This is a genomic window from Nonomuraea sp. NPDC002799 (assembly GCF_053592075.1).
This window is the reverse complement of the sequence record NZ_JBSFVA010000001.1, coordinates 675597-698558: the sequence shown is the minus strand read 5'-3', so window position 1 is coordinate 698558 and position 22962 is coordinate 675597. Positions and strand designations below refer to the sequence as shown.

The window sequence follows — 22962 nt, the reverse complement described above, 5'->3', positions numbered from 1 at the left end:
CGGCGCGTCAACCAAGCGCTGGTCGGGAAACCTTGAGAAAATCCCTACTGTGACGGCGATTCTCGACCAGTTGCGCACTGCCCCCCGGTCAGTGCTCAGCAGGCTGCCCGGGGTGTCGAGCGACGACGACGATACGAGGCGGCCGCTACCCGTGTCGGGGATGCTCGCCGCCGCCTGCACCCTGGGCGTCGGTCTGGCCGCCCTCACCACGCTGACCCTGGTCGGCTGGATCGCCGCGCCGCGCGGCACCCTGGGCGCGGGGCTGCCAGGCGTGTTCCGTACGGCGGCGCAGCTCTGGCTGGCCGCCCACCACGCCGGGTTCGCCATCCCCAGCGGGCGGGTCGGGCTGCTGCCTCTCGGGTTGATGATCCTGCCGGCCATGCTGCTCTACCGGGCCGGCCGCTGGATGGCCCGCGACGCCGACCTGCGGCTCCGGCTGCCCGAGCGGCTGCCCAAGAACAGCCCGCGCGAGAAGGCCCAGGCCCGCCGCCGTGCGCAGCTCATCGTGGTGGCGCAGGCGGGGGTGTCGCTGGCGGCCCCGTACGCGCTGCTCGCGGGCCTGATCGCGCTGGTGGCGAGCAACGACATCACCCAGCCGTTCATCGGTGAGGCGCTGTTCAGCCACTTCGTCCTGGCGTTCCTGGCGGGCGCGCTCGCCACGGCGCGGATGATCGGCCCCTGGCGGGTGATGTTGCGGCTGCTGCCCGAGCGTGTCCGCGCCCTCACCGTCGGCACCGCGGTCGGCACGGGCGTGCTGCTCGTGGCCGGGCTCGCGCTCGTGCTGGTCGCCATCGTGCTGAACTTCTCGCAGGTCAAGGAGCTGTCCAGCGTCCTGTCGCCCGGGTTCGTGGGCGGGGTGCTGCTGTTGCTGCTGCAACTCCTCTACCTCCTCAACGTCGTCGTCTGGGCCTCCTCCTACATCGCCGGTCCCGGGTTCGCCATCGGGGCCGACACCCTGGTCGCGCCCACGGGGGTGCAGCTCGGCACGGTGCCGAGCCTGCCGCTGCTGGGGGCGTTGCCGGAGAGCGGGCCGGTGCCCGCGTGGATGATGGCGGTGATCGCGCTGCCGTTCGCGGCTGGGGCCGTGGCCGGGGTGATGGTGGCCAGGATCTCGCCGTCGCACTCCTATGAGGCCGCGCCGTTGTGGGGTTTCCTCACCGGGATCTCCACCGGGCTCGTGGCGGGGGTGCTGGCGGCGCTGTCCGGCGGGCCCATCGGCGGCGGGCAGCTCGCCGCGGTCGGGCCGTCGCCCTGGGAGGTGGCGCTGTCGGTGGCGCTGGAGGTCGGGGTGGCCGCGGGCATCTCGGCCGGCGTGACCAACCTGCTGCTGGTCAACAAGCGCGCCCGCGCGCCACTCGACAAGGCGGCCGCGCCGGTGCGTAAGGCAGGGGCCGCGCTCGCCAAGGCGGCGAGCAGGGTGGGGCTCGCGGAGTCCGACCCGCGCCCGCTGCCCGGCCACTGGATGGACGCCACCGAGGCCGACACCCAGGAGATCCCGGTCATCAGGGACGACTGGCAGGACGAGCACGCCTCGGCCGAGGCGGAGACGCTGGCGCAGGCCCGCCCCACTGCGCCGGAGCCCGAAGTGACGGCCAGACCGCCCCGCAAGGACATCGTGGACGAATCCGACGACCGTGGCGGCCACGTCATCTACGTCGACCCCTACGCCTGGGACCGGGACTAGCCATCCACCGGCCTTCGCGTCCGGGTGGGTGCTGGTCTTTGGCGGGCCGCTGGCGGAGCATGTCCAGGTGACCACCGAGATGACCCCCGTCCTCGTCGGAACGCCCGAGTTCAAGGCGAACGCCCACGCCCGCTATGCCGAGCTGCGGCGACAGGCCCCCATTCACCGCGTCCGCTCCGCCGACGGCTCGGCCACCTGGCTGGTCGTCGACTACGAGCTGGGCCGCCAGGCGCTCGCCCATCCGCAACTGAGCAAGAACCCCGAACCCGCCGCCGCGAAGCTCCGCGCCGCCGGCCGGCACATGTTGCTCGCCGGCTCCGGTCTGGGCGGCAACATGCTGACGGCCGATCCGCCCGAGCACACCCGGCTGCGCCGCCTGGTCTCCACGGCCTTCACCGCCCGCGCCGCCGAACGGCTCGCCCCGCGCATCCGGCAGCTCTCCCACCGGCTGATCGACGCCATCGAACCCGCGGGCACGGCCGACCTGGTCGCCTCCTTCACCGGCCCGCTGCCGATGGCGGTCATCTGCGAGTTGCTGGGCGTTCCCGAACGGCGCCGCGCCGACCTCCAGCGCTGGACCCGGGAGGGCATCGGCAACCCGTCGTCCGGCCAGCGTGCCGCCCTGCTGGCCCTCAACGCCTACCTCCAGGAGCTGCTGGCGGAGAAGCGGCACGCTCCCGCCGGCGACCTGCTCTCAGAGCTGATCCGGGTCCACGACGACGACCAGGACCGGCTGTCCGACACCGAGCTGCTCGGCACCGCGGTCCTGCTGGTGGTCGCCGGCCACGAAACCACGGTGAACCTGCTGGGCAACGCCATCGCCGCCCTCCTGGACCATCCCGGGCAGGCCGCGTACCTGAGGGCTCATCCCGAGCGCCTCCAGGGGGCGGTGGAGGAGTTTCTGCGCTACGACGCGCCCGTGGAGCTGACGCCGCCGCGTTTCGCCGCCGAGGATCTCACGCTCGGCGGGCGGCACATCAAGCGCGGGGAGACCGTCACGATCGCCCTCACCTCGATCGGCCGCGACCCCGGCAGACCCAAGGACGCCGGGGCGTGCGAAGAGGCTGAGCGGCTTGACGTGGCGCGCTCCGAGCCGCGGCACCTGTCCTTCGGCCACGGCATCCACTACTGCCTGGGCGCGCCTCTGGCCAGGCTGGAAGGCGCCATCGCCCTGGGCGTGCTGCTGGACCGGCTGCCCGATCTGTCCTGGGCCGATCCGGTGGCCGAGCGCCGCTGGCTGCCCGCGGGCATCACCCGCGGCCCCGTCGAGCTGCCCGTACGCTTCACCGCGGCACGCTAGGGCTGCATGGCGCCGAGCATGTCCAGCACGTCGGCGGGCAGTTTGCGCTGGGCCGCGTCCCTGAACTGGGTGAAGCACTCGCCCTGCGACGAGACCGTGCCCGCGCCCTTCATGCAGTCCTGGTAGGCCGAATATTCGTCCATCAGGTAGAGCTGCATCGCCGTCGCCAGGGCGGACAGCGCCAGCGCGATCGAGGAGACGGTGATCCCGCCCACGGCCACACCCGTCGACCTGCCCGCGCCCTTCAGCAACGGGAGCGCCCGGATGCCGGCCATGAGCGCGAACAGCGCCATGATCAGGCCGGCGAGCGGCAACATGAACGTCATGGCCAGCGCTGCGATGGACAACCAGATCGCTCGGCGGCCCGCGGATTCCGCGGGCTGCTGGCCTGCCGGTGCCTGCACCGGTGTCGACACCTGACCTCCTCTGCGTCGCCGGGCGAGGAACGGATACCCTTGTCACCCCCACCCTGTTTCCTCTTGGAGAGTGTGCGTGTCAAAGGCTGGGCGGCTCGTCGTCCTCGTCTCCGGCTCTGGAACCAACCTACAGGCCCTGCTGGACGCTTCCGCCGACCCGTTGTACGGGGCTCGCGTGGTAGCGGTCGGCGCGGACCGGGATGGGATCGAAGGGCTGGTCAGGGCATCGAGGGCAGAAGTCCCGACATTTGTTGAAAAATTGAGCGATTATGCGACGCGGGCGGACTGGGATGCCGCCCTCGCGGCCAAGATCGCAGCGTATTCTCCGGACCTGGTCGTGTCGGCCGGGTTCATGAAGATTCTGGGCGCGCCGACGCTCGACGCCGTCCCCGTGCTGAACACCCATCCGGCCCTGCTGCCGTCGTTCCCCGGCGCCCACGGTGTGCGTGACGCGCTGGCGCACGGGGTCAAGGTGACCGGCTGCACGGTGATGCTGGCCGACTCGGGCGTCGACAGCGGCCCGATCGTCGCCCAGGAAGCAGTGCCCGTACTCCCAGAAGACGACCAGGCGGTGCTGCACGAGCGGATCAAGACCGTCGAGCGCCGCCTGCTCGTCGACATCGTCGGCCGGATGGCCCGCGAGGGCTGGACGGTCAGCGGACGTTCCGTCCGAATCGGCAACCAAACAGGAGGGGAAACCACGTGACTCGCATCGCCATCCGGCGCGCGCTGATCGCTGTGTACGACAAGTCCGGGCTCGAGGAGCTGGCCAGGGCTCTCGACGGCGCGGGGGTGGAGATCGTCTCGACCGGTGGCACGGCCGCCGCGATCTCGTCCTACGGGATCCCGGTGACGAAGGTCGAGCAGCTCACCGGGTTCCCCGAGTGCCTCGACGGCCGGGTCAAGACGCTGCATCCGCGCGTGCACGCCGGGCTGCTGGCCGACGTCACCAAGCCGCACCACGTGGCCCAGCTCGAGGAGCTGGAGATCGACCCGTTCCAGCTCGTCGTGGTCAACCTCTATCCGTTCCAGGAGACGGTGGCCTCCGGCGCGTCCGACGAGGAGTGCGTCGAGCAGATCGACATCGGCGGGCCCGCCATGATCCGGGGCGCCGCGAAGAACCACAACACCTGCGCCGTCGTGGTCGACCCGAGCTCCTACGGCGACGTGCGCGACGCGCTGGCCGAGGACGGCTTCACGCTGACCGAGCGCAGGCGGCTCGCGGGCATCGCGTACGCGCACACGGCCTCCTACGACGTGGCCGTGGCGAGCTGGTTCGCGCAGGCGTACGGGAACGAGGAGGAGTTCCCCGAGTTCTCGGGGGCCACCCACCAGCGCAAGGCGACGCTGCGCTACGGCGAGAACCCGCACCAGCGCGCCGCCCTCTACACCTCCGGCGCCGGCGGCCTGGCGAACGCGGAGCAGCTGCACGGCAAGGAGATGTCCTACAACAACTACCTGGACGCCGACGCCGCCTGGCGCGCCGCCTGGGACTTCTCCGACCCCTGCGTGGCCATCATCAAGCACCAGAACCCGTGCGGCATCGCCATCGCCGCCGACGTGGCCGACGCCCACCGCAAGGCGCACGCCTGCGACCCCACGTCGGCCTACGGCGGCGTGATCGCCGTCAACCGCGCGGTCACGGTGGAGCTGGCCCGGCAGATCGCCGACGTGTTCACCGAGGTCGTCATCGCGCCGGGCTACGACGCGGAGGCGCTGGAGGTGCTGCGGGTCAAGAAGAGCCTGCGCCTGCTGCACTGCCCGGAGGGCCCGTCGCGGCGGACGGAGCTGCGGGAGATCGACGGCGGCCTCCTGAAGCAGAGCGTCGACCGGGTGGACGCCTCCGGCGACTCGGCCGCGCAGTGGGAGCTCAAGACCGGCGCGCCCGCGACGCCCGAGCAGCTCGCGGACCTGGAGTTCGCCTGGCGCGCCTGCCGCTCGGTGAAGTCCAACGCCATCCTGCTGGCCAGCGATGGCGCGACCGTGGGCGTGGGCATGGGCCAGGTCAACCGGGTGGACTCGTGCCGCCTGGCGGTCTCCAGGGCGGCCGATCGGGCGGTCGGGGCGGTCGCGGCCTCCGACGCGTACTTCCCCTTCCCCGACGGGGCACAGGTGCTGATCGACGCCGGAGTGCAGTTCATCGTCGAGCCCGGCGGCTCGATCCGGGACGAGATGGTCGTCGAGGCCGCCGCGCAGGCGGGCATCACCCTCTACTTCACCGGCACGCGGCACTTCTTCCACTGATCGTTAACCAAAGGGCGACATGGACGATCATGTCGCCCCTTGGGCGTTTTGGGGGCGAGCATCAGGCCCCTGCGGTTAGCCTGGTGGCTCCCCGCTCTCGCTCGCCCCCTGGAGCCCTCCTTGCTCGATCCGATGCTGCAGGCCTTCGTGACCATGAACGGCTTCGCGACCAGCCCCTTCGTTCTCCTGGTGCTCGCCTTCGCCGGCGCCTATCTGGGCAGCCGCGTGGTCGAGCTCATCCCGTTCACCCGCCGGATCATCGAGCGCCGCGAAGCCCAGTTCGCCGAGCGCGAATAGGGGCATCCGACGGGTGCAGCCGCCAGGCCAGGTTGGCCGCGCCCGCGAGGCTGGCACGCACCCCGAGAGTGCTCTGCCGCACCTGGACCGCCCTGACGAAGGGCAGACCGGCCACGTCGTCGAGAGCTCGTTCGAGAGGCTCGAACAGCACCTTGCCGGCGGCCGACACGCCACCTCCGATGACCACGGTCGTGACCTCGGCGATGGCGGCGGTGGATGCGATCATGCCGGCCAGCGCCCGGGCGCCGCGTTCGAAGGCCGCCAGCGCGATCGGGTCTCCCGCTGTGGCGTCACGCGCGAGCATCCGCGCGTCCGGCTGCTCCTCCTGCCGGCTTCCTCCCGGCGACCAGCCGTTCTCCAGCGCCCACCGAACCAGGTTCGGGCCGCTGGAGTAGCGCTCCACGCAGCCCCGCCCGCCGCACTCGCACCGTTCGCCGCTGGGGTCGATGCTCATGTGCCCGACATGCCCGGCGTTGCCGGTGGGCCCCAGGAGCGGGGCGCCGTCGATGACCAGGCCACCGCCGATGCCCGTGGACACGACGACCCCGAGCAGCGACGCACTGCCGCGCCCCGCTCCCAGCCAGTGCTCCCCGAGCGCGAAACACTGCGCGTCGCCCGCGATCATGGTGGGCAGGCCGGTCAGCTTCCGCACCTCGTCACGCAACGGGAAGCCGCGCCAACCGGGCATGTTCACCGGGCTCACGGTGCCGGTGGCCAGGTCCAGCGGCCCCGCGCAGCCGATGCCGACGGCCGTGGGCGGCGGGCCCCCGTCCGTGACCTCCGCGATGAGGGCGGCCAGGGCGCTCATGACGTCCGTACGCGGGGTGGGCCGGGTGGCGGAGCACAGGACGGACCCGGCCTCGTCCACCAGCGCGGCGGCGAGCTTGGTCCCTCCGATGTCAACGGAAAGTACGCAGGCCATCAGTGCGCGCAGTGGTCGATGGGCTGGTGGGTGAAGGACAAGGCGAACCTCCGTGAGCGTGGCGCCGGCGCCACGCAACGCCGTCGTGAACGTGTTCCTGGCGCCCGTAACACTAAGCCCTTCCAAGATCAATGACAACGATGTCAGTAACGGACTGTGGATAACTTGGCACCGACTGCCTGGGCCCTGTGGATAACCGCGCGCCGCCTCAGGACGACCGCCTGGCGGCGGGACGGGTCGCGGGCGGTGATGGGGAGGTCTTGGGAAGGTCGTGCCGGTCAGCGTGCGTGACCTTCGGGGACGCGTGTGCCGGACGCGGGAGGAGGCATGGAAGGATTGCGGGCATGAGCGCAGTGAAACTCGATGGCAAGGCGACCGCCGCCAAGATCAAGGCAGACCTCAAGGCCCGGGTGGCCGCGCTCAAGGAACGCGGCGTCAACCCCGGCCTCGGCACCGTGCTCGTGGGCGACGACCCCGGCAGCCAGATCTACGTCGCGGGCAAGCACCGCGACTGCGCCGAGGTGGGCATCGCCTCCCTCCGCGTCGACCTGCCGGCCACCGCCGCCCAGGCCGACGTCGAGGCGGCCATCGACGAGCTCAACGCCTCCCCGGCCTGCACCGGCTACATCGTCCAGCTCCCGCTGCCCAAGCACCTCGACACGATGGCCCTGCTGGAGCGCATGGACCCGGCCAAGGACGCCGACGGCCTGCACCCGATCAACCTCGGCCGCCTCGTCCACATGGTCGACGCGCCGCTCCCGTGCACCCCGCACGGCATCGTGCTGCTCCTGCAGGAATACGGCGTGCCGATCAAGGGCGCGGAGGTGGCCGTGGTCGGCCGCGGCATCACTGTGGGCCGCTCGCTCGGCCTGCTGCTCACCCGCCGCAGCGAGAACGCGACCGTGACCCTCTGCCACACCGGCACCCAGGATCTGGCCGCCCACGTGCGCCGGGCCGACATCGTGGTGGCGGCCGCCGGCGTGCCCGACCTCATCACGGCCGACATGGTCAAGCCCGGCGCTGCCGTGCTCGACGTGGGCGTCTCCCGGGTGCACGGCAAGATCGCCGGGGACGTGGCGCTGGACGTCGAGGACGTCGCGGGCTTCCTCACGCCCAACCCGGGCGGCGTCGGCCCCATGACCCGGGCGCTGCTCCTCTCCAACGTGGTGGACGCCGCGGAGCGCCAGGCGTAAGCAACTCCCAGCGCATCCGTCATTTGACGGAGGTCGCGGGCGGCACATCGGCTCAGGATGGTCCTCAAGGGCCCTACCAGCGCATATGCGGTAGGGCGGCCCGAGAGGAGTGGTCCATGGAGCTGGACGGCCTGGTCGCCGTCGTGACCGGCGGAGCCGCCGGCCTGGGCGCCGCCATCGTCGACGCCCTGCACGCCGAGGGCGCGCAGGTCGTCTACGGCGATCTGCACGATCGGCAGGACAAACCCTGGTCCGGCCCGGTCTACCAGCGGCTGGACGTCCGCGACCGCGACTCGTGGGACCTCCTGGCCGACACCGTGCGCACCACGTACGGCCGCCTCGACATCCTCGTCAACAACGCCGGCGTCAGCGTGCGCAAGGACCTGCTCGACACCGACGACGCCGACTGGGACCGGGTGCTGCGCACCAACCTGTGGGCCCCGTGGACGGGCATCCGCACGTTCGTCGGCGAGCTGACCGCCAGCCCGCACGCCAGCGTCGTGAACATCGGCTCCATCTACGGCCACCTCCCGCCCCCACCCCCGCCCGCACCGCCGTCGACGGTGGCCTACCAGGTCAGCAAGGCCGGCCTGCACATGCTGACCAAGACGGCGGCGGTGGAGCTGGCGGACCGGGGCATCCGGGTCAACTGCGTGCTGCCGGGGGTGTTCATCACCCCGCTGCTCCAGCAGCTCTCCGACGAGCAGTTGCGCCCGCGGATCCAGCGGGCCCCGATGGGCCGCGCCGGCGATCCCGCCGACGTGGCCGTGGCCGTGACGTACCTGGCGTCTCCCAAGGCGTCTTTCGTGACCGGCGTGCTGCTGCCGGTGGACGGCGGATACACCGCGTCCTGACACCCCCTGAGAGCGAGAGGCCACGATGAGCACCACCACGACCCTCACCAGAACCTCGAACATGCGCGCCGTCCTCGCGGGCAGCTTCGGCAACATCATGGAGAACTACGACAGCATGGTGTACGCCTACACGGCTGTCACGCTGGGCAAACTGTTCTTCCCCGAGTCCGACGCCCTGGTCGGCACCCTCTACACCTTCGCCGTGTTCGCCGTCGGCTTCCTGATGCGCCCGCTCGGCGCGATCGTGTTCGGCCACGTGGGCGACAAGTTCGGCCGCAGGACCGCGCTGGTCGTCAGCGTGCTCATGATGGGCGCGGCCACGACGTTGATCGGCGTGCTCCCGGCGTACGGCAGCATCGGCGTCGTCGCGCCGCTGCTGCTGGTGGTCCTGCGCATGGTGCAGGGCTTCTCGGTGGCGGGCGAGTGGGCGGGCTCGGCGGCCTTCCTGGTCGAGTACGCCCCGGAGCGCAAGCGCGGCTTCTTCGGCAGCTTCAACCAGGTCTCGACGGCGGGCGGGTTCCTGCTGGCGTCGGGCGTCGTCGCGCTCAACACGACGATCTTCACCGAGGAGCAGGTGCTCGCCTGGGCCTGGCGCATCCCGTTCCTGCTGGCGGCGCTCACCGCGGCCGCCGCCCTGTGGTTGCGGTACGGCATGGCGGAGACGCCCGCGTTCGCCGAGGAGCAGCAGAAGGGCGCGACCGCGAAGAGCCCGCTGCGTGAGGGACTGCGCACCCAGTTCGCCGGGATCGCCCGCGGTTTCGGCTTCACCATGCTCTGGACCGTCGCGTACTTCTTCTTCCTCACCTACCTGCCCACCTGGCTCACCGACGTCGCCGGGGTGGACGCGGGCGTGGCCCGCGCGTCGAACCTCGTCGGCCTGGTGACGCTGACCGTGTGCATCGCGGGCTTCGGCGCGTTGTCGGACCGGATCGGGCGCAAGCCGCTGCTGCTGGCCGCCGCCGCGGGCTTCCTGGTGCTGAGCTGGCCGGTCATGCTGCTGCTCAGGGACGGGGGAGCGGCAGGCGTGTTCGCGGGCCAGATCGTCATCGCGGTCATCCTGGCCATGTTCTCCGGCCCGGGCCCGGCCGCCTTGTCGGAGTTGTTCCCCACCAAGCTGCGCTATACGACGATGTCCATCGGCTACAACTTCGCGGTCATGGCCTTCGGCGGCACGGCTCCGTTCGTGGCCACCGGGCTCGTCCAGCTCACCGGCTCCGCGATGGCGGTCGCCCTGCTGCCGATCGTCTCCGCCGCCGTCACACTCACGGTCGTGGCGGGCATGCGGGAGAGCGCGCACCGGCGCCTGCACTAGGGAGGATGACCATGAACCCACCACTGATCGCGGTCGAGGGCACGTACGAGGAGATGGGCGCCGAGCTCGGCCGCCGCACCAGCCCGCTGGTCGAGCGGAGCCTGGCGACCTACCTGCGCCGCTTCCGCGACGAGGCCGGGCTCACCGACGCGGACGTGCGCCGCTGGGGCACGATCTACCTCGACGTGGCCAGGCGGTACGACACGCGCATCGCCGCCATGCTGGAAGGTCTCGCGGCGGGCGCCGGCCAGCCCATCGAGCACATCACCGCGCTCAACGCCCGCACCGAGATGTTGTACGGCACCGGCTACCGCGACGAGGGCTGCACCTCCGTGGCCGTGCTGCCCAAGCACACCAGGGACCGGCACACGCTGCTCGCCCAGAACTGGGACTGGCAGCCCGAGCAGGGCCCGGTCACGTTCCTGCTGGCGACCAGGGACACCGAGGGCTTCTCGGTGCTCACCCTGGCCGAGGCGGGGATGCTGGCGAAGTCGGGGCTCAACTCGGCGGGCCTCGGCGTGTGCGCGAACCTCCTGGTCTCCGACCGCGACACCGGCGGCCCCGGCGTGCCGTACCACTATCTGCTGCGCGGCGTCCTGCAGTCGAAGACGATGGCCGAGGCCCACCGCAAGGTGCTGGACGTGCGGCGCATCTCGTCGGGCAACCTGCTCATCGCGGACGCCGGCGGCGAGGCGATCGACCTGGAAGTGGCGCCCGACGTGTTCGGGACGCTGCTGCCGCAGGACGGGATGATCACCCACTCCAACCACTTCCAGTGCGCGCTGCCGCTGACCGACAAGAAGGCCGCCACCTCGGCGCTGACCCTGCTGCGGCCCACGCGGGCCAGGCACCTGCTGGAGGACGCCGCCGCGGCCAGGACGCTGGAGATCGCCGACATCGTGGGCGCCCTGCGTGACCACTACTCCTACCCCGACGGCATCTGCCGCCACGTCAACCCGGACACCGACGCGATCGTGTCGGTCTACTCCGTCGTGATGGACCTCGACCAGCGTGACCTGTACATCGCCGCGTACCCGCCGTGCGAGCGCCCGTACGAGCGGTGGCGCCTGGACGACGCCTTCGCGCCGGACGCGGTGCCGGAGATCCACTTCAAGGAGGACCATGCCTGAGACGATCTGCCTCACGTTCGACTTCGACGCGATCTCGCTCTGGCAGGCCCGCGGGATGACGACCCCCGGTCCCGTCTCGCGGGGCGAGTTCGGGGCGCACGCCGTGCCCCGGATCCTGAAGATGTTGCGTGCGCGCGGCATCACGGCGACGTTCTTCATCCCCGGGCACACCGTGGACACCTATCCGGCCGAGTGCGCCGCCATCGCCGAGGCGGGCCACGAGATCGCCCTGCACGGCTACCTGCACGAGCCGGTCTCCAAGCTCGACCGGGACGGTGAGCTGCGCGCGGCCACCAGGGCCCGCGACTCCATCAGGAAGGTCACCGGCTACGAGCCCCGCGGCAACCGCACGCCGAGCTGGGACTTCACCACCTCGACCGTGGACGTGCTGCTGGAGCTCGGCTGCGTGTACGACTCCAGCCTGATGGCCACCGACTACACCCCCTACTACGCCAGGCGCGGCGACGTGGCCGACCCCGACGGGCCCTACCGGTTCGGCGAGCCGACGCCGCTGGTCGAGCTGCCGGTGTCGTGGTCGCTCGACGACTACCCGCAGTTCGAGTATCTGCGGACGGACACCGGGATCATGCCGGGGCTGCGCGACCCGGGATCGGTGTTCGGCAACTTCCTCGACGACGTCGACTACATGATGCGGGAGGAGCCCGGCGGGGTGTGCGTGCTGACCTTTCATCCGCAGGTCATCGGGCGCGGGCATCGCATGCTGGGCCTCGAACGTTTCCTCGACGCCTGCCTCGAACGGCCGCTCGCCTTCCGTACCTGCCTGGACACCGCCCTGGCGTTCAACGGCGGTGCCTGATGCGGGTGCTCGTGCTGGGCGCCTGCGGCGGGATCGGCGCGGCCGCCTGCGCCGCGCTGGCCGCGGCCGGCCACGAGGTGGTGGCGGTGGACTCCCCGCGCTCCGCGGTCGCGCAGGACTATTCCGCGCATGTGGTGGCCGACCTGGGCGAGCCGGGCGCGGCGCGGGCGGCGGTCCTGGCGGCCTGGGAGTCGTACGGGCCGCTGGACGCGCTCCTGCACGTGGCCGGCGTGTTCCCGGCGCGGCGGGCGCTGGAGACGACCGAGGAGCTGTTCGACACGGTGCTGGCGGTCAACACGCGCTCGGCGCTGATGGCCGCCACGACCCTGGCCGAGCTCTGTGTACGGGCGGCGCGCCCGGCGGCGATCGTGTTCACCAGCACGGGCGGCGCCCAGCGGCCCCGGCCGGGCACGATGGTGTACGCGGCCTCGAAGGCGGCCCTGGAGGCCGTGACCCGGGGGCTCGCGCTGGAGCTGGGGCCCCTGGGCGTGCGGGTCAACGCGGTCGCGCCCGGTTACGTGGACGTCGGCTCGGCGCTGAACCCGGTGCCGGACGCCTACGTCGAGGCCGTGCGGGCCGCCAGCCCGGCCGGCCGGGTGGCCGTCCCGGCGGACATCGTGCCGAGCCTGCTCTGGTTGTGCTCGCCCGAGTCGGCCTGGGTCAACGGGCACGTGCTCGCGGCGGACGGCGGCGCGGGCCTCGGCCCGGTCAACGCGCCCTCCTGGCTCGGGCCCTAGACCTCGGGCCCCAGACCAGCGCGTCTCCGGCCCCAGACGGCGCCCCTCGGGCCCCGGACGGCGTGCGGAGGGCTCAGAACGGCGCTCTGAAGGCGTGCCCGGCCAGCTCCGTGGGGGCGATGACCCGGCTCTTGCCGTCCTGCACCTGGTGCACCAGGTGGGCGTGCGCAAGGGAGGCGTCGAAGGTGTCGTCGGGATAGGCCAGCGCCCGCTGCCCACGGCCGCCGAAGTAGTAGGGCCCGGCGGCCCCGCGATGCACACCTTCGCGCAACGACCGCACCACGGCCTCGAAGTCCCACGGCCGCCCGACCGTGGCCCAGGCCCCGGCCAGCATGTGGATCATGTCGTAGTGGATGGCCGCGCTGCCGCTGCCCGGCTCGTCCCCGAACGCGTGCCGGTAGCGCCGCATGAACCGGGCGCTCACCGGGTCCCCGTACGTGCCGATGACCGTGGACCACAACAGTCCTTCCGCCAGCCCTTCCATCCGCCGCTCGAAGTGCGGGATCGTCGGCGTCCACACCGTGTGCACGAGCGCGCGGCCACCCTGCCGGCGCAGCTCCCGCAGGAAGCTCCTGAGCTCGTCCTCCACGTACGTGCACACCAGGATCGCGGCCGGATCGCCGGCCAGCACGGAGGCGACCACGTCGGCCCACGGCACGCCCGTGTCCTGGATCGGCACGGTGGCGGTCAGCTCCCAGCCGTGCTCGTCGGCCAGCCGGTCGAGGCCGGGGTCGTAGTCGTTCTCGCGCATCAGCGCCACCAGTCGCCGGTTGTCCGGCCGCCACTGCCCCGACCGGACGAGCAGATCCAGCGTCCTGACGAACCCCGACAAATAGGCCGTCTCAGTCGCGCACACCTGGAAGGTCTGCCCCAGTACGGCGGGATTGTCGTGGACGTGCTCGGTGATCGTGGGGGAGACCATGGCGTGCATGAGCGGCGCGCGGTACTCGGCGGCCAGCGTGATCGCGCCGAGGTGGAAGGGCGGGCTGACGTTGCCGAGCGTGATGGCGTCCACGTCGTGCGAGCGCAGGTACTCCACCGCCCGCAGCAGGTCGGCGCCGGTGTCGCCGGAGACCTCGATGGCGAGGTGGTCGACCCGCCGCCCGGCGACGCCGCCCCTGGCGTTGAGCTCGTCCACGGCGATGGCCGCGCCGCGCCGCATGGCCTGCGCGTCGAAGCGCCTGGGGCCGTCGAGCGGGTAGATCGCCCCCAGCCGGATGGGCCGCCGCGCCTCCCCACGGCTCTCGACGCGGCCCGCGCCGGGCGCCGTCGCGCCACGGCCCGCGACCTGCGCCGTCGCGCCACGGGCGGCGGCGAACGCCGTCTCGGCGCCGCCGGGCGCCGTGGTCACGGTCTCCGTGGCCCGCGTCACCCGGCCCACGGCGGTGATCCGCTCGGGCAGCGGCGCCAGCAGCGCGTCCTCCGCCACGGCCAGCGCGGCGGCGGCGGCCCTGGTCGGCGCGCCCAGCTTGGCCAGCACGTGCTCCACGTGGGTCCCCACGGTACGGATGCCGCAGCTCACCCGATCAGCCGTCTCGGGGTTCGTCAGGCCGAGGGTCACGCAGGTCAGCACCTCGTGCTCGCGCTGGGTCAGCCCCCACGGCGGCTCGCACCGCAGCGCCTCCAGCCCGGTCACGGGCCCGCGCTCGGTGCCGGAGATCTCGATGGTCACCCGGTAGAGAAGCTGGTCGGCGGCTCGCCAGTAGTAACGCAGCACGCCGGGCCCCTCGGCGGCGGCGCGCCTGGCATGGTCGATCAGCGGCCGGTTGCGCGCGAAGAACTCCATGGCGCCCGTGACGACGCGCTGCCCGGCGTCCACCGTGAGCCGGGCTCGAAACGCAGGCTCGGCTTCGAGACGTTTCCCCATTCAAGGACGATACCGGGCATTTGCTCTGACCTGCCCCTTTCCAGCTCTGGACGGCGTCTAGGGCTGGAAATCCGGGTCCACCGTCACGGTCACGTCGAGCAGCAGGGGCTCCTCGCGGGCGGACAACGACGGCAGAACCTTGTCGAGCACGGCCGTCAGCTCGTCGTAGGCGTCCACCCGCCGGGCCGGGCAGCCGAGCGATCTGGCCAGGCCGCCCATGTCCACCTCGGTGAACGGCGGCCACGGGGCCTTGCCGCCCTGCTTGTCGGCCAGGCGGTCCATGACCGCGTACCGGCTGTTGGCCAGCACGACGAAGAGCGCACCCACGCGGTAGTGCGCGGCGCTCCACAGGGCGTGCAGGCCGTAGAGCGCCGATCCGTCGCCCACCACCGCCACCACGGGCCGGCCGGGCAGCGCCATCCGCAGGCCGACCGCGGCCGGCACGGCGAACCCGAGGCCGCCCATGGCCGCCGACAGGAACCCGAGCGGGGTTCGCGCGGGCACCAGGCGGTGCAGGTCGGGGCGCGAGGACGGGGTCTCCTCGACGAGTACGGTGTCAGCGGGCAACCGCGATGCCAGCTCCCGCAGCACATGCGCCGCCCGCAACGGCCGCCCCTCGGACGGCACGGCGGGAACAGTGGGTACGTCCCCTGCAACGCCCGCACCCGACGGCACACCTGCAACGCCCGCACCCGACGACACACCAGGAACGCCGGAGACGCCCGCACCCGACGGCAAGGTCGCGGCGGGCCGGGGTGGGAGCAGGGTGGTCAGGCGGGCGCAGACGGCCGACGGCGACGCCAGGTAGGCCAGCCCGGCCGGGCTCCGATGGGCCTCCGCCGGATCGTCCGTCACCACCGCGACCGACGTCCCCGGCGCCACCAGCGGCCCCGGCGCGTACGGATACTGCCGGAAGACCGGCGCGCCCACCGCGAGCACCACGTCATGCCCGGCCAGCGCCTCCCGCAGCCGCGCCCGGTCGGCGGGCAGCACGCCCGCGTACTGCGGATGATCCTGCGGGAACCCGGCCCGAGCCCCGAACGACTCCTGGAACACCGGGCACCCCAGCCGCTCGGCCAGGGGGACCAGCGACTCCCACCCGGCTCCCGCGCCCGCGACGATGGCCGGCGACCGGGCCCCGGCCAGCAGCTTCACCAGCGGCGCCAGATCGCCGTCGGCCACGGCGGCAGGCCGCAGCAGCCGCCCCGGCGCCGCCACCGTCTCCTCGTCCCCGAACGGCTGCGCCCAGTCGTCCATCGGCACCACCACCAGCGCGGGCCCACGGAAGGTGGTCGCCTCGTGGAACGCCCGTGCCACCGCCCCGGGAACGTCCTGCGCCCGCACCGGCTGCCCCACCCACACCGGATAGTCGCCGGCCAGCCCGTCCAGCCGCCCGGCCAGGAACGGCTCCAGCGCCAGATGCCGCCGGTCCTGCTGCCCCACCACGATCACCAGCGGCGCCCGGTTGACCCGGGCCGTGGCGATGGCGCCCACCGCGTTCCCGAGCCCGGCGGTGGTGTGCAGAATGGCCAGCGCGGGGGCCTCGTGCCCGATCGCCCATCCCGTCGCCATGCCCACCACGGATCCTTCGTGCAGCGCGAGTACGAACCGCAGGTCGTCCGGCAGCCCGGTCAGCAGCGACACCTCCGTCGAGCCGGGATTGCAGAAGATCGTGGTCAGCCCGTACCGCCTGAGCACCTCGAAGACCGCGTCCCTGACCGTGCTCATCGCGCCCCCCTGGCCCGCTGGATCTGCCGGTAGACATGCCCCCGCAACTCCCCGAACCGCGGCAGCGACCGCGTCGCGAGCTGATCCCGCTCGGGCGGCAGGTCGATCTTCAGGTCCTCCATGACCGTGGTGGGCGAGGAGGACAACACGACGACGCGCTGTCCCAGGTAGACGGCCTCGTCGATGTCGTGGGTGACGAACAGCGTGGTCACCCCGAGGTCCCGCCACAACCGCAGGATCAGGTCCTCCAGGTCCGCTCTGGTCTGCGCGTCCACGGCGGCGAACGGCTCGTCCATCAGCAGCACCTGCGGCTCGTACGCGACCGCCCTGGCGATGGCCACCCGCTGCTGCATGCCGCCGGAGAGTTGCCACGGATGGGCGCCGGCCACGTCGCCGAGCCCGACCGCGTCCAGGGAGCCGGCGACCAGCTCCCCGCGCCGCGCGGCGGGCACCCGCTTCTCCTTCAGCGGCAGCTCCACGTTCTGCCGCACGGTCATCCAGGGGAACAGGCTGCGGCCGTACTCCTGGAAGACCACGGCCATCCGCGGCGGCGGCCCGGTGACGGGCACGCCGGCCACCCGCACCTCGCCCCCGCCGACCGGCAGCAGCCCCGCGACGCAGCGCAGCAGCGTGGTCTTGCCGCAGCCGGAGGGGCCCACGACGCACACCAGCTCGCCGGCACCGACGGCGAAGCTGATCGACCTGATCGCCTCCACCCGGCGCCCCGGGCTCTCATACGCCTTGCTCAGCTCGGAGATCTCAAGCACGGGCGGCTCCACTGCCGTAGTACCAGGACAACACCCACCGCTCCAGACGGCGGAAGAGCAGGGACAACCCCAGGCCGAGCAGCCCGAGGAGCAGGATCCCGCTCCACATCTCGGCGATCTGGAACTGCCGCTGGAAGAGCACGATGGTGAACCCGAGCCCGCTGGAGCTGGCGAACATCTCGCTGATGACCATGAGGATGATCCCGATCGACAACGCCTGCCGCAGCCCGGTCATGATCTGCGGGCTGGCGCCGCGCAGCACGAACCGCCGCATCCTCGACGCGCCGCGCACGCCGTACATGCGGCAGGTGTCGGCGAGGACCTCGTCCAGGGCGCGTACGCCCTCCACGGTGTTGAGCAGGATCGGCCACACGCAGCCGGAGACGATGACCAGCACCTTCATGGGCGTGTCGATGCCGGCCAGCAACATGATCAGCGGCACCAGCACGGGCGGCGGGATGGCCCGGAAGAACTCCAGCACCGGCTCCAGCGTGGCCCGCGACCGCCGCGACGACCCGATCAGCACCCCCAGCCCCACACCGAGCAGCCCCGCCAGCGCGTAACCGGCCAGCAGCCGCCCGACGCTCGGCAGCACGTCCGCGGCCAGCCGCTCGGAGAACCACGTCTCGGCGAACGCCCGCCCCACCTCGACCGGCCCCGGCAGGTAGAACGAGCTCCCGCTGACCGCCCACCAGAGCAGCACCAGCACCACCGGCAGCGCCACCAGCCGCACGCCCCTCACCTGGCCACCTCCGACCGCCCGCTTCTCACCCGAGCCGCCCCCGACCGCACGCCCCTCACCCGGCCACCTCCGACCGCACGGCCGGATGCCAGGCCAGCACCTTGCGCTCCAGCAGCCGCACCGCCGCGTTCACCGCGATGCCCACCAGCCCGGCCACCACGATCAGCGCGTACACCGCCGGCACCGCCCCGCTGCTCTGCGCCACCTGGATCTCGGCCCCCAGCCCGGGGCTGCCGATCACCAGCTCGGCCGTGACCGCCAGGATGAAGGCCACCGCCGCCGCCAGCCGGAGCCCGGTCATCACGTAAGGCAGCGCGGTCGGCCACACCAGGTGCCGCACCCGCGACCAGGCCGACAGTCCGTACGACCGCGCGGTGTCGAAGGCGACGGAGTCCACGGCCGCCACGCCGTACAGGACCTGGATGAGCACCTGCCAGAACGAGGCGTAGACGACGAGCAGCAGCGTCGAGCCGAGCGAGGGGCCGAACAACAACGTGGCCAGCGGCACCAGCGCGACCGACGGGATCGGCCGGAGGAACTCGACGGTGGAGCTCGTCAGCGCGCGCATCCCCGGCACGATCCCGATGACGACCCCGGCCACGACCGCCGCGCAGAACGCGATCGCCAGTCCCAGCGCCCAGCCGCGCAGGGTCTCGCCGAGCGCGATCCACAACTCCGGCGTGGTCAGCTCCGTGGCCAGCGTGCCGAGGATCGCCGAGGCGGGCGGCAGGAACCGCGCGTCGACCAGGCCCAGCTTCGGTACGGCCTCCAGCAGCACCAGCAGCCCGCCGAGTCCGGCGACGCCGTAGCCCAGCCTGGCCGGCGCACCCGAGCGCGTACGGGTCACGGCACCAGCGCCGACACGTCGATCTTCTCCTTGAGCACCCCGTCGGCCACCGCCAGGTCGGCGATGGTCTGCACGGACGCCTTGTTCACCTCGACCGGCCACTTCGGCAGATAGATCTTCGCGATCACCTCGGGCGCGATCTTGGTGTAGGTCTTCAGCACCTCTCTGACCTCGTCGGGATGCGCGTCGGCATACTCCAGCGCCTTGCGCATGGCCGTCGTGAACCGCTTGGTCAGGTCGGCGTCGGTCTTGCTCGTGGTGAAGTACATGGCGACGGTGAGGTCGGGGGCGGCGTCGGCGAAGTTCCAGGCCACGGGGCGCGCTCCCTGGCTGATCGCCTGGCTGACGAACGGCTCCACCACCCAGATAGCGTCCACCCGGTCGCTCTGCAGCGCGGCGGGCGCGTCGGGGAAGGGCAGCTCGATGAACTCGATGCCCGTCGGGTCGCCGCCGGCGTTGCGCACGGAGGCGCGTACGGTCGTGTCGCCGATGTTCTTGAGCTGGTTGACCGAGATCTTCTTGCCCGCCAGGTCCTTGGCCGTCTTGATCGGGCTGCCGGGCTTGACCAGCACCGCGCTGAAGTCCTTGCCCTGCTCCCCGGTCGAGGAGACGCCGTTGGCGACCACCTTGACGTCGAGGCCCTGCTGCTTGGCGGTCAGCAGCGAGGTCGTGTTGGCGAAGGCGAACTGGAACTGCCCGCTCACCGCCCCCGAGATGCTGGCCGCGCCGCCCTGGACGGGGGTGATCGTCAGGTCGATGTTCTGCTCGTCGAAGAAGCCCTTGGCCTTGCCGAGGTGGATCGGAGCGGTGTCGACGATGGCGATCACGCCGGCGTTGACCTTGGTCTTGCCGCTCGGGGCCTGGCTGGTCGCCGCAGGCTGGGTGCCGCCGCACGCGGCCACGAGCAGCGCGGCGAAGAGTAGGGGGGCACGACGCACGGCTGCTCCTATTTGTTCGCGATGCGCACATGTATTCTCTGACCGAACGACCCCGTATCGCGGAACCTACGCCTTTGTCGGCTCGTGTCAAGGGATCACCATGGTCGATCATGTGCAGTCGCTGGCCCGAGGACTCGCGGTGATCCGGGCGTTCAGTGCCAAGGATCCGGAGCTCACGCTCAGCCAGGTCGCCCGCGCGACCGGGCTCAGCCGGGCCGCGGCCCGGCGGTTCCTGATCACGCTCGCGGAGCTCGGCTATGTGCGCAACGACGGCCGGCTGTTCGCGCTCACGCCCCGGGTGCTGGACCTCGGCTACGCCTACCTGTCCAGCCTGTCCCTGCCCGAGGTGGCCGGGCCCCATCTCGAACGCCTGGCCGCCGAGGTGCACGAGTCGGCCTCGGTCGCGGTGCTCGACGGGGAGGACGTCATCTACGTGGCGCGGGTGGCCACCGCCCGGATCATGCGGGTGACGATCAGCATCGGCACCCGGTTCCCGGCCTACTGCACCTCGATGGGCCGGGTGCTGCTCGCCGGCCTCGCGCCCGCGCAGCTCGACGACTATCTGGGGCGGGCCGACTTACAACGGCTCACCTCCCGGACGATCGTGTTGCCCGCCGCCCTCCGCGCCGAGCTGGAGCAGGTGCGCGGCCGCGCGTGGGCCATGGTGGACCAGGAGCTGGAGGAGGGGCTGCGCTCGATCGCGGTGCCGATCAAGGACCGCTCCGGCCGGACGGTCGCGGCGGCCAACCTCTCGACGCACGCCAGCCGGACGAGCCTGCAGGCGGTCCGCCGCGACCTGCTGCCCCCGCTGCAGGCCACGGTGGCCAAGATCGAGGCCGACCTCACCTCCCTGTCGGCCGCCCCCGCCTGAGCCCGTCAGCGCCGCCGGTAGCGGTCGGTGGCGTCGCGGGTGGCCCGGATGGCGGCGTCCGCCTTGTCGTACGTACGCTGCGCCAGCCCCACGAAGATGCAGTCCACGATCAGTAACTGGCTGATCCGGCTGGCCAGCGCCCCGGGCCGGAAGGCGGTCTCGCGTCCCGCCGACACCAGCGTGTGGTCGGCCAGCTCCGCCAGGGACGAGCGCGGATTGTTGGTGATCCCCACGATCATCGCCCCGGCCTCGGAGGCCGTCCGCGCGGGCACCAGCACGTCGGGCGTCTCGCCGCTGCAACTGATCGCGACCGCCACGTCCCCTTCCCGGAGCAACGCCGCACTGGTCAGAGCCAGGTGCGCGTCACTGAACGGATGGCTGGACAGCCCGATCCGCAACAACTTCTGCGACATGTCGGCGGCCACCAGCCCGGAGGCGGCGACGCCGTACACGTCCACCCGCCGGGCCACCGCGATGGCCTGGACCACCTCGCCGAGCTGGTCCGGGTCGAGCTGGGCCGCGGTGTCGGCCAGCGCCTCCGACTCGGCCCGCGCCACCTTGGCGATCACGTCGGTCAGCGGGTCGTCGGGCGCCAGGTCGCCGGGCACCAGCCGCTCGGGCTCCTTGGCCACGGCCGCGGCCAGCGCGAAGCGCATCTGCGAGTATCCGGCGAACCCCAGTGCCCGCGCGGTGCGCACGATCGTCGCCTCACTCGTTCCCGACACCGCGCTGAACTCGGTGATCGTGCTCCGCACGACCAGCCCGGGGTCGTCCAGGATGATGCGGCCGATGGCCTGCGCTGCGGGGGTGAGCGACGGCAGGACGGCGCGCACGGTCGCGACCGGGTTCGCGGGCTCGGCGATCACCGGGTCAGCCATTCCGCCGCGGCCTGCGCGGACACGCGGGAGATCCCGTGCGTGGCCACGTGCGTGGCGCCGCCGGGCGGCGCCGGGACGCCGGTGTCGACCACGATCACGTCGGGCCGGAGCGCGAGGGCCTTGGCCACGGTCTCCCGCACCCACGCGTGCCGGGCGCCGTCGTGCACGACCAGCACGACCGGCCGGTCGTCGAACGCGGGCAGCTCGCCCCCGGCCTCCATGCGGATCATGGCCGTGTCCGGCAGCCGGGAGGTGAGCGCGGCCGTGATGCCGGTCACCGTGGCCGGATCCACGGCCTTGTTCAGGCGGCTGTTGACCTCGATCACCAGCGGCGCCCGGCCGAGCGCGGCGGAGCCGGCCGTGGTCAGCGCCGCCCTGGCCGCCTCCAGGCCCACGCCGAGATCGACGTCGTGGCGGGCCTTGTCGCGCAGCGCCTGCTGGGCGGCGTACCAGCCGGACAGCGTGCGCACCCGCGCGGCGGCCTCGGCCAGGCGCTCCTCGGGCAGGACGCCCGTGCGGACCGCCGCCACGATCGCGTCGCGGATCTCGTGCAGGCTTTCCTCGGTGGACAATCCCACGCAGATGGCGTCCACCCCCGCGTTGAGCGCCCGCACCGCGATCTCGCCGGGGCCGAACATGGCGGCCACCGCCCGCATCTCGATCGCGTCGGTGACGAGCATGCCATCGAAACCGAGCTCGCCCCTCAGGAGCTCCGTCAGGATGGTACGGCTCAGCGTCGCCGGCACCGCCGGATCGAGTGCGGGAATCAGCAGGTGGCCGGACATGATCGACCGCACCCCGGCGTCGATCGCGGACCGGAACGGCGGCAGGTCGCGTTCGAGGAGGACCTCGCGGGGGGCGTGCACGGTCGGCAGCGCCAGATGGGAGTCGGTCACCGTGTCGCCGTGGCCGGGAAAGTGTTTGGCGCAGGCCGCCACACCCGCGCCCTGCACGCCGTTGACGTAGGCGACGGTGTGGCGGGCGACCAGATCGGGCGTGGGGCCGAACGAGCGGACGCCGATCACGGGGTTGGCCGGATCGGCGTTCACGTCGGCGGAGGGCGCGTAGTCGAGCGTGATGTCCAGCTCGGCGAGCATCCGGCCGATCTGGCGGCCCACCCGCTCGGTGAGCTCCACGTCGTCGACCACGCCCAGCGCCCGGTTGCCGGGGAAGGAGCTGCCCGCCGCGACCTCCAGCCGGGTGACCGTGCCGCCCTCCTCGTCGATCGCGACGACCGTGTCCGGGTTCTCGGCGCGGAAATGCCGTACGAGCTGGTCATCGACGGCGTTGCGGGCGAACAGCACCACTCCGCCCAGCCCCTCACCCAGCGCCCGGCGCAACCAGTCGGGAGCGGACGTGCCCTCGTAGCCTGGCTGCAGTACCGTCATCGCCAGTCTGTACAGGTCAACACTCATTCG

The 22962-nt window shown here is 72.2% G+C and carries 22 protein-coding genes; 12 read left to right on the top strand and 10 right to left on the bottom strand.

Going from position 1 to position 22962, the window contains the following annotated elements:
• The first annotated feature begins 49 nt into the window (after positions 1 to 49).
• Together ACWD0F_RS03105 and ACWD0F_RS03100 are read left to right on the top strand one after the other, a co-directional pair.
• On the top strand, positions 50 to 1684 hold the full coding sequence (locus ACWD0F_RS03105) for a cell division protein PerM (RefSeq protein WP_449872227.1): 1635 nt from the start codon (positions 50 to 52) through the stop codon (positions 1682 to 1684).
• A 67-nt stretch (positions 1685 to 1751) separates the two neighbouring features.
• Positions 1752 to 2984: a cytochrome P450 family protein gene (locus tag ACWD0F_RS03100; protein WP_449872226.1), complete on the top strand. Its 1233-nt coding sequence runs from the start codon at positions 1752 to 1754 to the stop codon at positions 2982 to 2984.
• Here the strand turns inward: ACWD0F_RS03100 and ACWD0F_RS03095 are convergent.
• Positions 2981 to 3400 carry a hypothetical protein gene (locus ACWD0F_RS03095; RefSeq protein WP_449872225.1) on the bottom strand — a complete coding sequence of 140 codons (420 nt, stop codon included), beginning with the start codon at positions 3398 to 3400 and terminating at the stop codon, positions 2981 to 2983. The two genes, ACWD0F_RS03100 and ACWD0F_RS03095, sit on opposite strands and share 4 nt — an antisense overlap.
• Before the next feature lie 76 nt (positions 3401 to 3476).
• On the opposite strand from ACWD0F_RS03095, the gene purN reads away from it, so the two are divergent.
• The 3 genes from purN (at position 3477) to ACWD0F_RS03080 (ending at position 5941) form a co-directional block, all read left to right on the top strand.
• A complete protein-coding gene (gene purN, locus ACWD0F_RS03090; protein ID WP_449872224.1) occupies positions 3477 to 4106 on the top strand; it encodes a phosphoribosylglycinamide formyltransferase in 630 nt (209 codons plus the stop codon).
• Positions 4103 to 5644 (top strand): bifunctional phosphoribosylaminoimidazolecarboxamide formyltransferase/IMP cyclohydrolase, encoded by a 1542-nt coding sequence (gene purH / locus ACWD0F_RS03085; protein WP_449872223.1) that lies wholly within the window; start codon positions 4103 to 4105, stop codon positions 5642 to 5644. Before purN ends, purH begins: the two co-directional genes overlap by 4 nt.
• Before the next feature lie 120 nt (positions 5645 to 5764).
• Entirely contained in the window at positions 5765 to 5941 is a 177-nt protein-coding gene (locus tag ACWD0F_RS03080) for a hypothetical protein (RefSeq protein WP_449872222.1), read from the top strand.
• Here the strand turns inward: ACWD0F_RS03080 and ACWD0F_RS03075 are convergent.
• Positions 5901 to 6863, bottom strand: a complete 963-nt coding sequence (locus tag ACWD0F_RS03075) for an ROK family protein (protein WP_449872221.1) — start codon at positions 6861 to 6863, stop codon at positions 5901 to 5903. The genes ACWD0F_RS03080 and ACWD0F_RS03075 overlap by 41 nt on opposite strands.
• 344 nt (positions 6864 to 7207) lie before the next feature.
• On the opposite strand from ACWD0F_RS03075, the gene ACWD0F_RS03070 reads away from it, so the two are divergent.
• From ACWD0F_RS03070 to ACWD0F_RS03045, 6 genes are all read left to right on the top strand, one after another.
• Positions 7208 to 8056: a bifunctional methylenetetrahydrofolate dehydrogenase/methenyltetrahydrofolate cyclohydrolase gene (locus ACWD0F_RS03070; RefSeq protein ID WP_449872220.1), complete on the top strand. Its 849-nt coding sequence runs from the start codon at positions 7208 to 7210 to the stop codon at positions 8054 to 8056.
• A 116-nt stretch (positions 8057 to 8172) separates the two neighbouring features.
• A complete protein-coding gene (locus tag ACWD0F_RS03065; protein WP_449872219.1) occupies positions 8173 to 8910 on the top strand; it encodes an SDR family NAD(P)-dependent oxidoreductase in 738 nt (245 codons plus the stop codon).
• A 25-nt stretch (positions 8911 to 8935) separates the two neighbouring features.
• A complete protein-coding gene (locus ACWD0F_RS03060; RefSeq protein ID WP_449872218.1) occupies positions 8936 to 10222 on the top strand; it encodes an MFS transporter in 1287 nt (428 codons plus the stop codon).
• 11 nt (positions 10223 to 10233) lie between these two features.
• Entirely contained in the window at positions 10234 to 11352 is a 1119-nt protein-coding gene (locus tag ACWD0F_RS03055; protein WP_449872217.1) for a C45 family autoproteolytic acyltransferase/hydolase, read from the top strand.
• Positions 11345 to 12169, top strand: coding sequence for a polysaccharide deacetylase family protein (locus tag ACWD0F_RS03050; protein WP_449872216.1), 825 nt, complete (start codon positions 11345 to 11347; stop codon positions 12167 to 12169). Before ACWD0F_RS03055 ends, ACWD0F_RS03050 begins: the two co-directional genes overlap by 8 nt.
• The gene (locus ACWD0F_RS03045) at positions 12169 to 12906 is read left to right on the top strand and encodes an SDR family NAD(P)-dependent oxidoreductase (RefSeq protein WP_449872215.1); all 738 of its coding nucleotides are present in this window, start codon (positions 12169 to 12171) and stop codon (positions 12904 to 12906) included. Before ACWD0F_RS03050 ends, ACWD0F_RS03045 begins: the two co-directional genes overlap by 1 nt.
• A 73-nt stretch (positions 12907 to 12979) precedes the next feature.
• Here the strand turns inward: ACWD0F_RS03045 and ACWD0F_RS03040 are convergent, their stop codons facing one another.
• From ACWD0F_RS03040 to ACWD0F_RS03015, 6 genes are read right to left on the bottom strand one after another with little or no spacing between them, the layout of a single operon-like run.
• On the bottom strand, positions 12980 to 14773 hold the full coding sequence (locus tag ACWD0F_RS03040; RefSeq protein WP_449872214.1) for an ABC transporter substrate-binding protein: 1794 nt from the start codon (positions 14771 to 14773) through the stop codon (positions 12980 to 12982).
• Positions 14774 to 14830: 57 nt separating this feature from the next.
• Complete coding sequence (locus tag ACWD0F_RS03035; protein ID WP_449872213.1) at positions 14831 to 16501, bottom strand: thiamine pyrophosphate-dependent enzyme; 1671 nt, start codon at positions 16499 to 16501, stop codon at positions 14831 to 14833.
• A complete protein-coding gene (locus tag ACWD0F_RS03030; protein WP_449872212.1) occupies positions 16498 to 17268 on the bottom strand; it encodes an ABC transporter ATP-binding protein in 771 nt (256 codons plus the stop codon). The genes ACWD0F_RS03035 and ACWD0F_RS03030 overlap by 4 nt, the downstream gene beginning before the upstream one ends.
• Complete coding sequence (locus tag ACWD0F_RS03025) at positions 17261 to 18010, bottom strand: ABC transporter permease (RefSeq protein ID WP_449872211.1); 750 nt, start codon at positions 18008 to 18010, stop codon at positions 17261 to 17263. The genes ACWD0F_RS03030 and ACWD0F_RS03025 overlap by 8 nt, the downstream gene beginning before the upstream one ends.
• Before the next feature lie 55 nt (positions 18011 to 18065).
• Entirely contained in the window at positions 18066 to 18857 is a 792-nt protein-coding gene (locus ACWD0F_RS03020) for an ABC transporter permease (RefSeq protein ID WP_449872210.1), read from the bottom strand.
• Entirely contained in the window at positions 18854 to 19795 is a 942-nt protein-coding gene (locus ACWD0F_RS03015) for an ABC transporter substrate-binding protein (RefSeq protein ID WP_449872209.1), read from the bottom strand. The genes ACWD0F_RS03020 and ACWD0F_RS03015 overlap by 4 nt, the downstream gene beginning before the upstream one ends.
• Positions 19796 to 19895: 100 nt before the next feature.
• On the opposite strand from ACWD0F_RS03015, the gene ACWD0F_RS03010 reads away from it, so the two are divergent.
• Positions 19896 to 20666, top strand: coding sequence for an IclR family transcriptional regulator domain-containing protein (locus ACWD0F_RS03010; protein WP_449872208.1), 771 nt, complete (start codon positions 19896 to 19898; stop codon positions 20664 to 20666).
• Between the two features lie 5 nt (positions 20667 to 20671).
• On the opposite strand, the gene ACWD0F_RS03005 is transcribed toward ACWD0F_RS03010, so the two are convergent.
• Positions 20672 to 21544, bottom strand: coding sequence for a MurR/RpiR family transcriptional regulator (locus ACWD0F_RS03005; RefSeq protein ID WP_449872207.1), 873 nt, complete (start codon positions 21542 to 21544; stop codon positions 20672 to 20674).
• Positions 21529 to 22932, bottom strand: a complete 1404-nt coding sequence (locus tag ACWD0F_RS03000; RefSeq protein WP_449872206.1) for a glycoside hydrolase family 3 protein — start codon at positions 22930 to 22932, stop codon at positions 21529 to 21531. The genes ACWD0F_RS03005 and ACWD0F_RS03000 overlap by 16 nt, the downstream gene beginning before the upstream one ends.
• Between the last annotated feature and the right edge of the window lie 30 nt (positions 22933 to 22962).

What these genes read in the sequence shown, in the direction of transcription:
- ACWD0F_RS03075 (WP_449872221.1), bottom strand. Translation starts at nt 6,863, where the DNA reads ATGGCCTGCGTACTTTCCGTTGACATCGGAGGGACCAAGCTCGCCGCC.
- ACWD0F_RS03070 (WP_449872220.1), top strand. Translation starts at nt 7,208, where the DNA reads ATGAGCGCAGTGAAACTCGATGGCAAGGCGACCGCCGCCAAGATCAAG.
- ACWD0F_RS03065 (WP_449872219.1), top strand. Translation starts at nt 8,173, where the DNA reads ATGGAGCTGGACGGCCTGGTCGCCGTCGTGACCGGCGGAGCCGCCGGC.
- ACWD0F_RS03060 (WP_449872218.1), top strand. Translation starts at nt 8,936, where the DNA reads ATGAGCACCACCACGACCCTCACCAGAACCTCGAACATGCGCGCCGTC.
- ACWD0F_RS03055 (WP_449872217.1), top strand. Translation starts at nt 10,234, where the DNA reads ATGAACCCACCACTGATCGCGGTCGAGGGCACGTACGAGGAGATGGGC.
- ACWD0F_RS03050 (WP_449872216.1), top strand. Translation starts at nt 11,345, where the DNA reads ATGCCTGAGACGATCTGCCTCACGTTCGACTTCGACGCGATCTCGCTC.
- ACWD0F_RS03045 (WP_449872215.1), top strand. Translation starts at nt 12,169, where the DNA reads ATGCGGGTGCTCGTGCTGGGCGCCTGCGGCGGGATCGGCGCGGCCGCC.
- ACWD0F_RS03040 (WP_449872214.1), bottom strand. Translation starts at nt 14,773, where the DNA reads ATGGGGAAACGTCTCGAAGCCGAGCCTGCGTTTCGAGCCCGGCTCACG.
- ACWD0F_RS03035 (WP_449872213.1), bottom strand. Translation starts at nt 16,501, where the DNA reads ATGAGCACGGTCAGGGACGCGGTCTTCGAGGTGCTCAGGCGGTACGGG.
- ACWD0F_RS03010 (WP_449872208.1), top strand. Translation starts at nt 19,896, where the DNA reads ATGGTCGATCATGTGCAGTCGCTGGCCCGAGGACTCGCGGTGATCCGG.
- ACWD0F_RS03005 (WP_449872207.1), bottom strand. Translation starts at nt 21,544, where the DNA reads ATGGCTGACCCGGTGATCGCCGAGCCCGCGAACCCGGTCGCGACCGTG.
- ACWD0F_RS03000 (WP_449872206.1), bottom strand. Translation starts at nt 22,932, where the DNA reads ATGACGGTACTGCAGCCAGGCTACGAGGGCACGTCCGCTCCCGACTGG.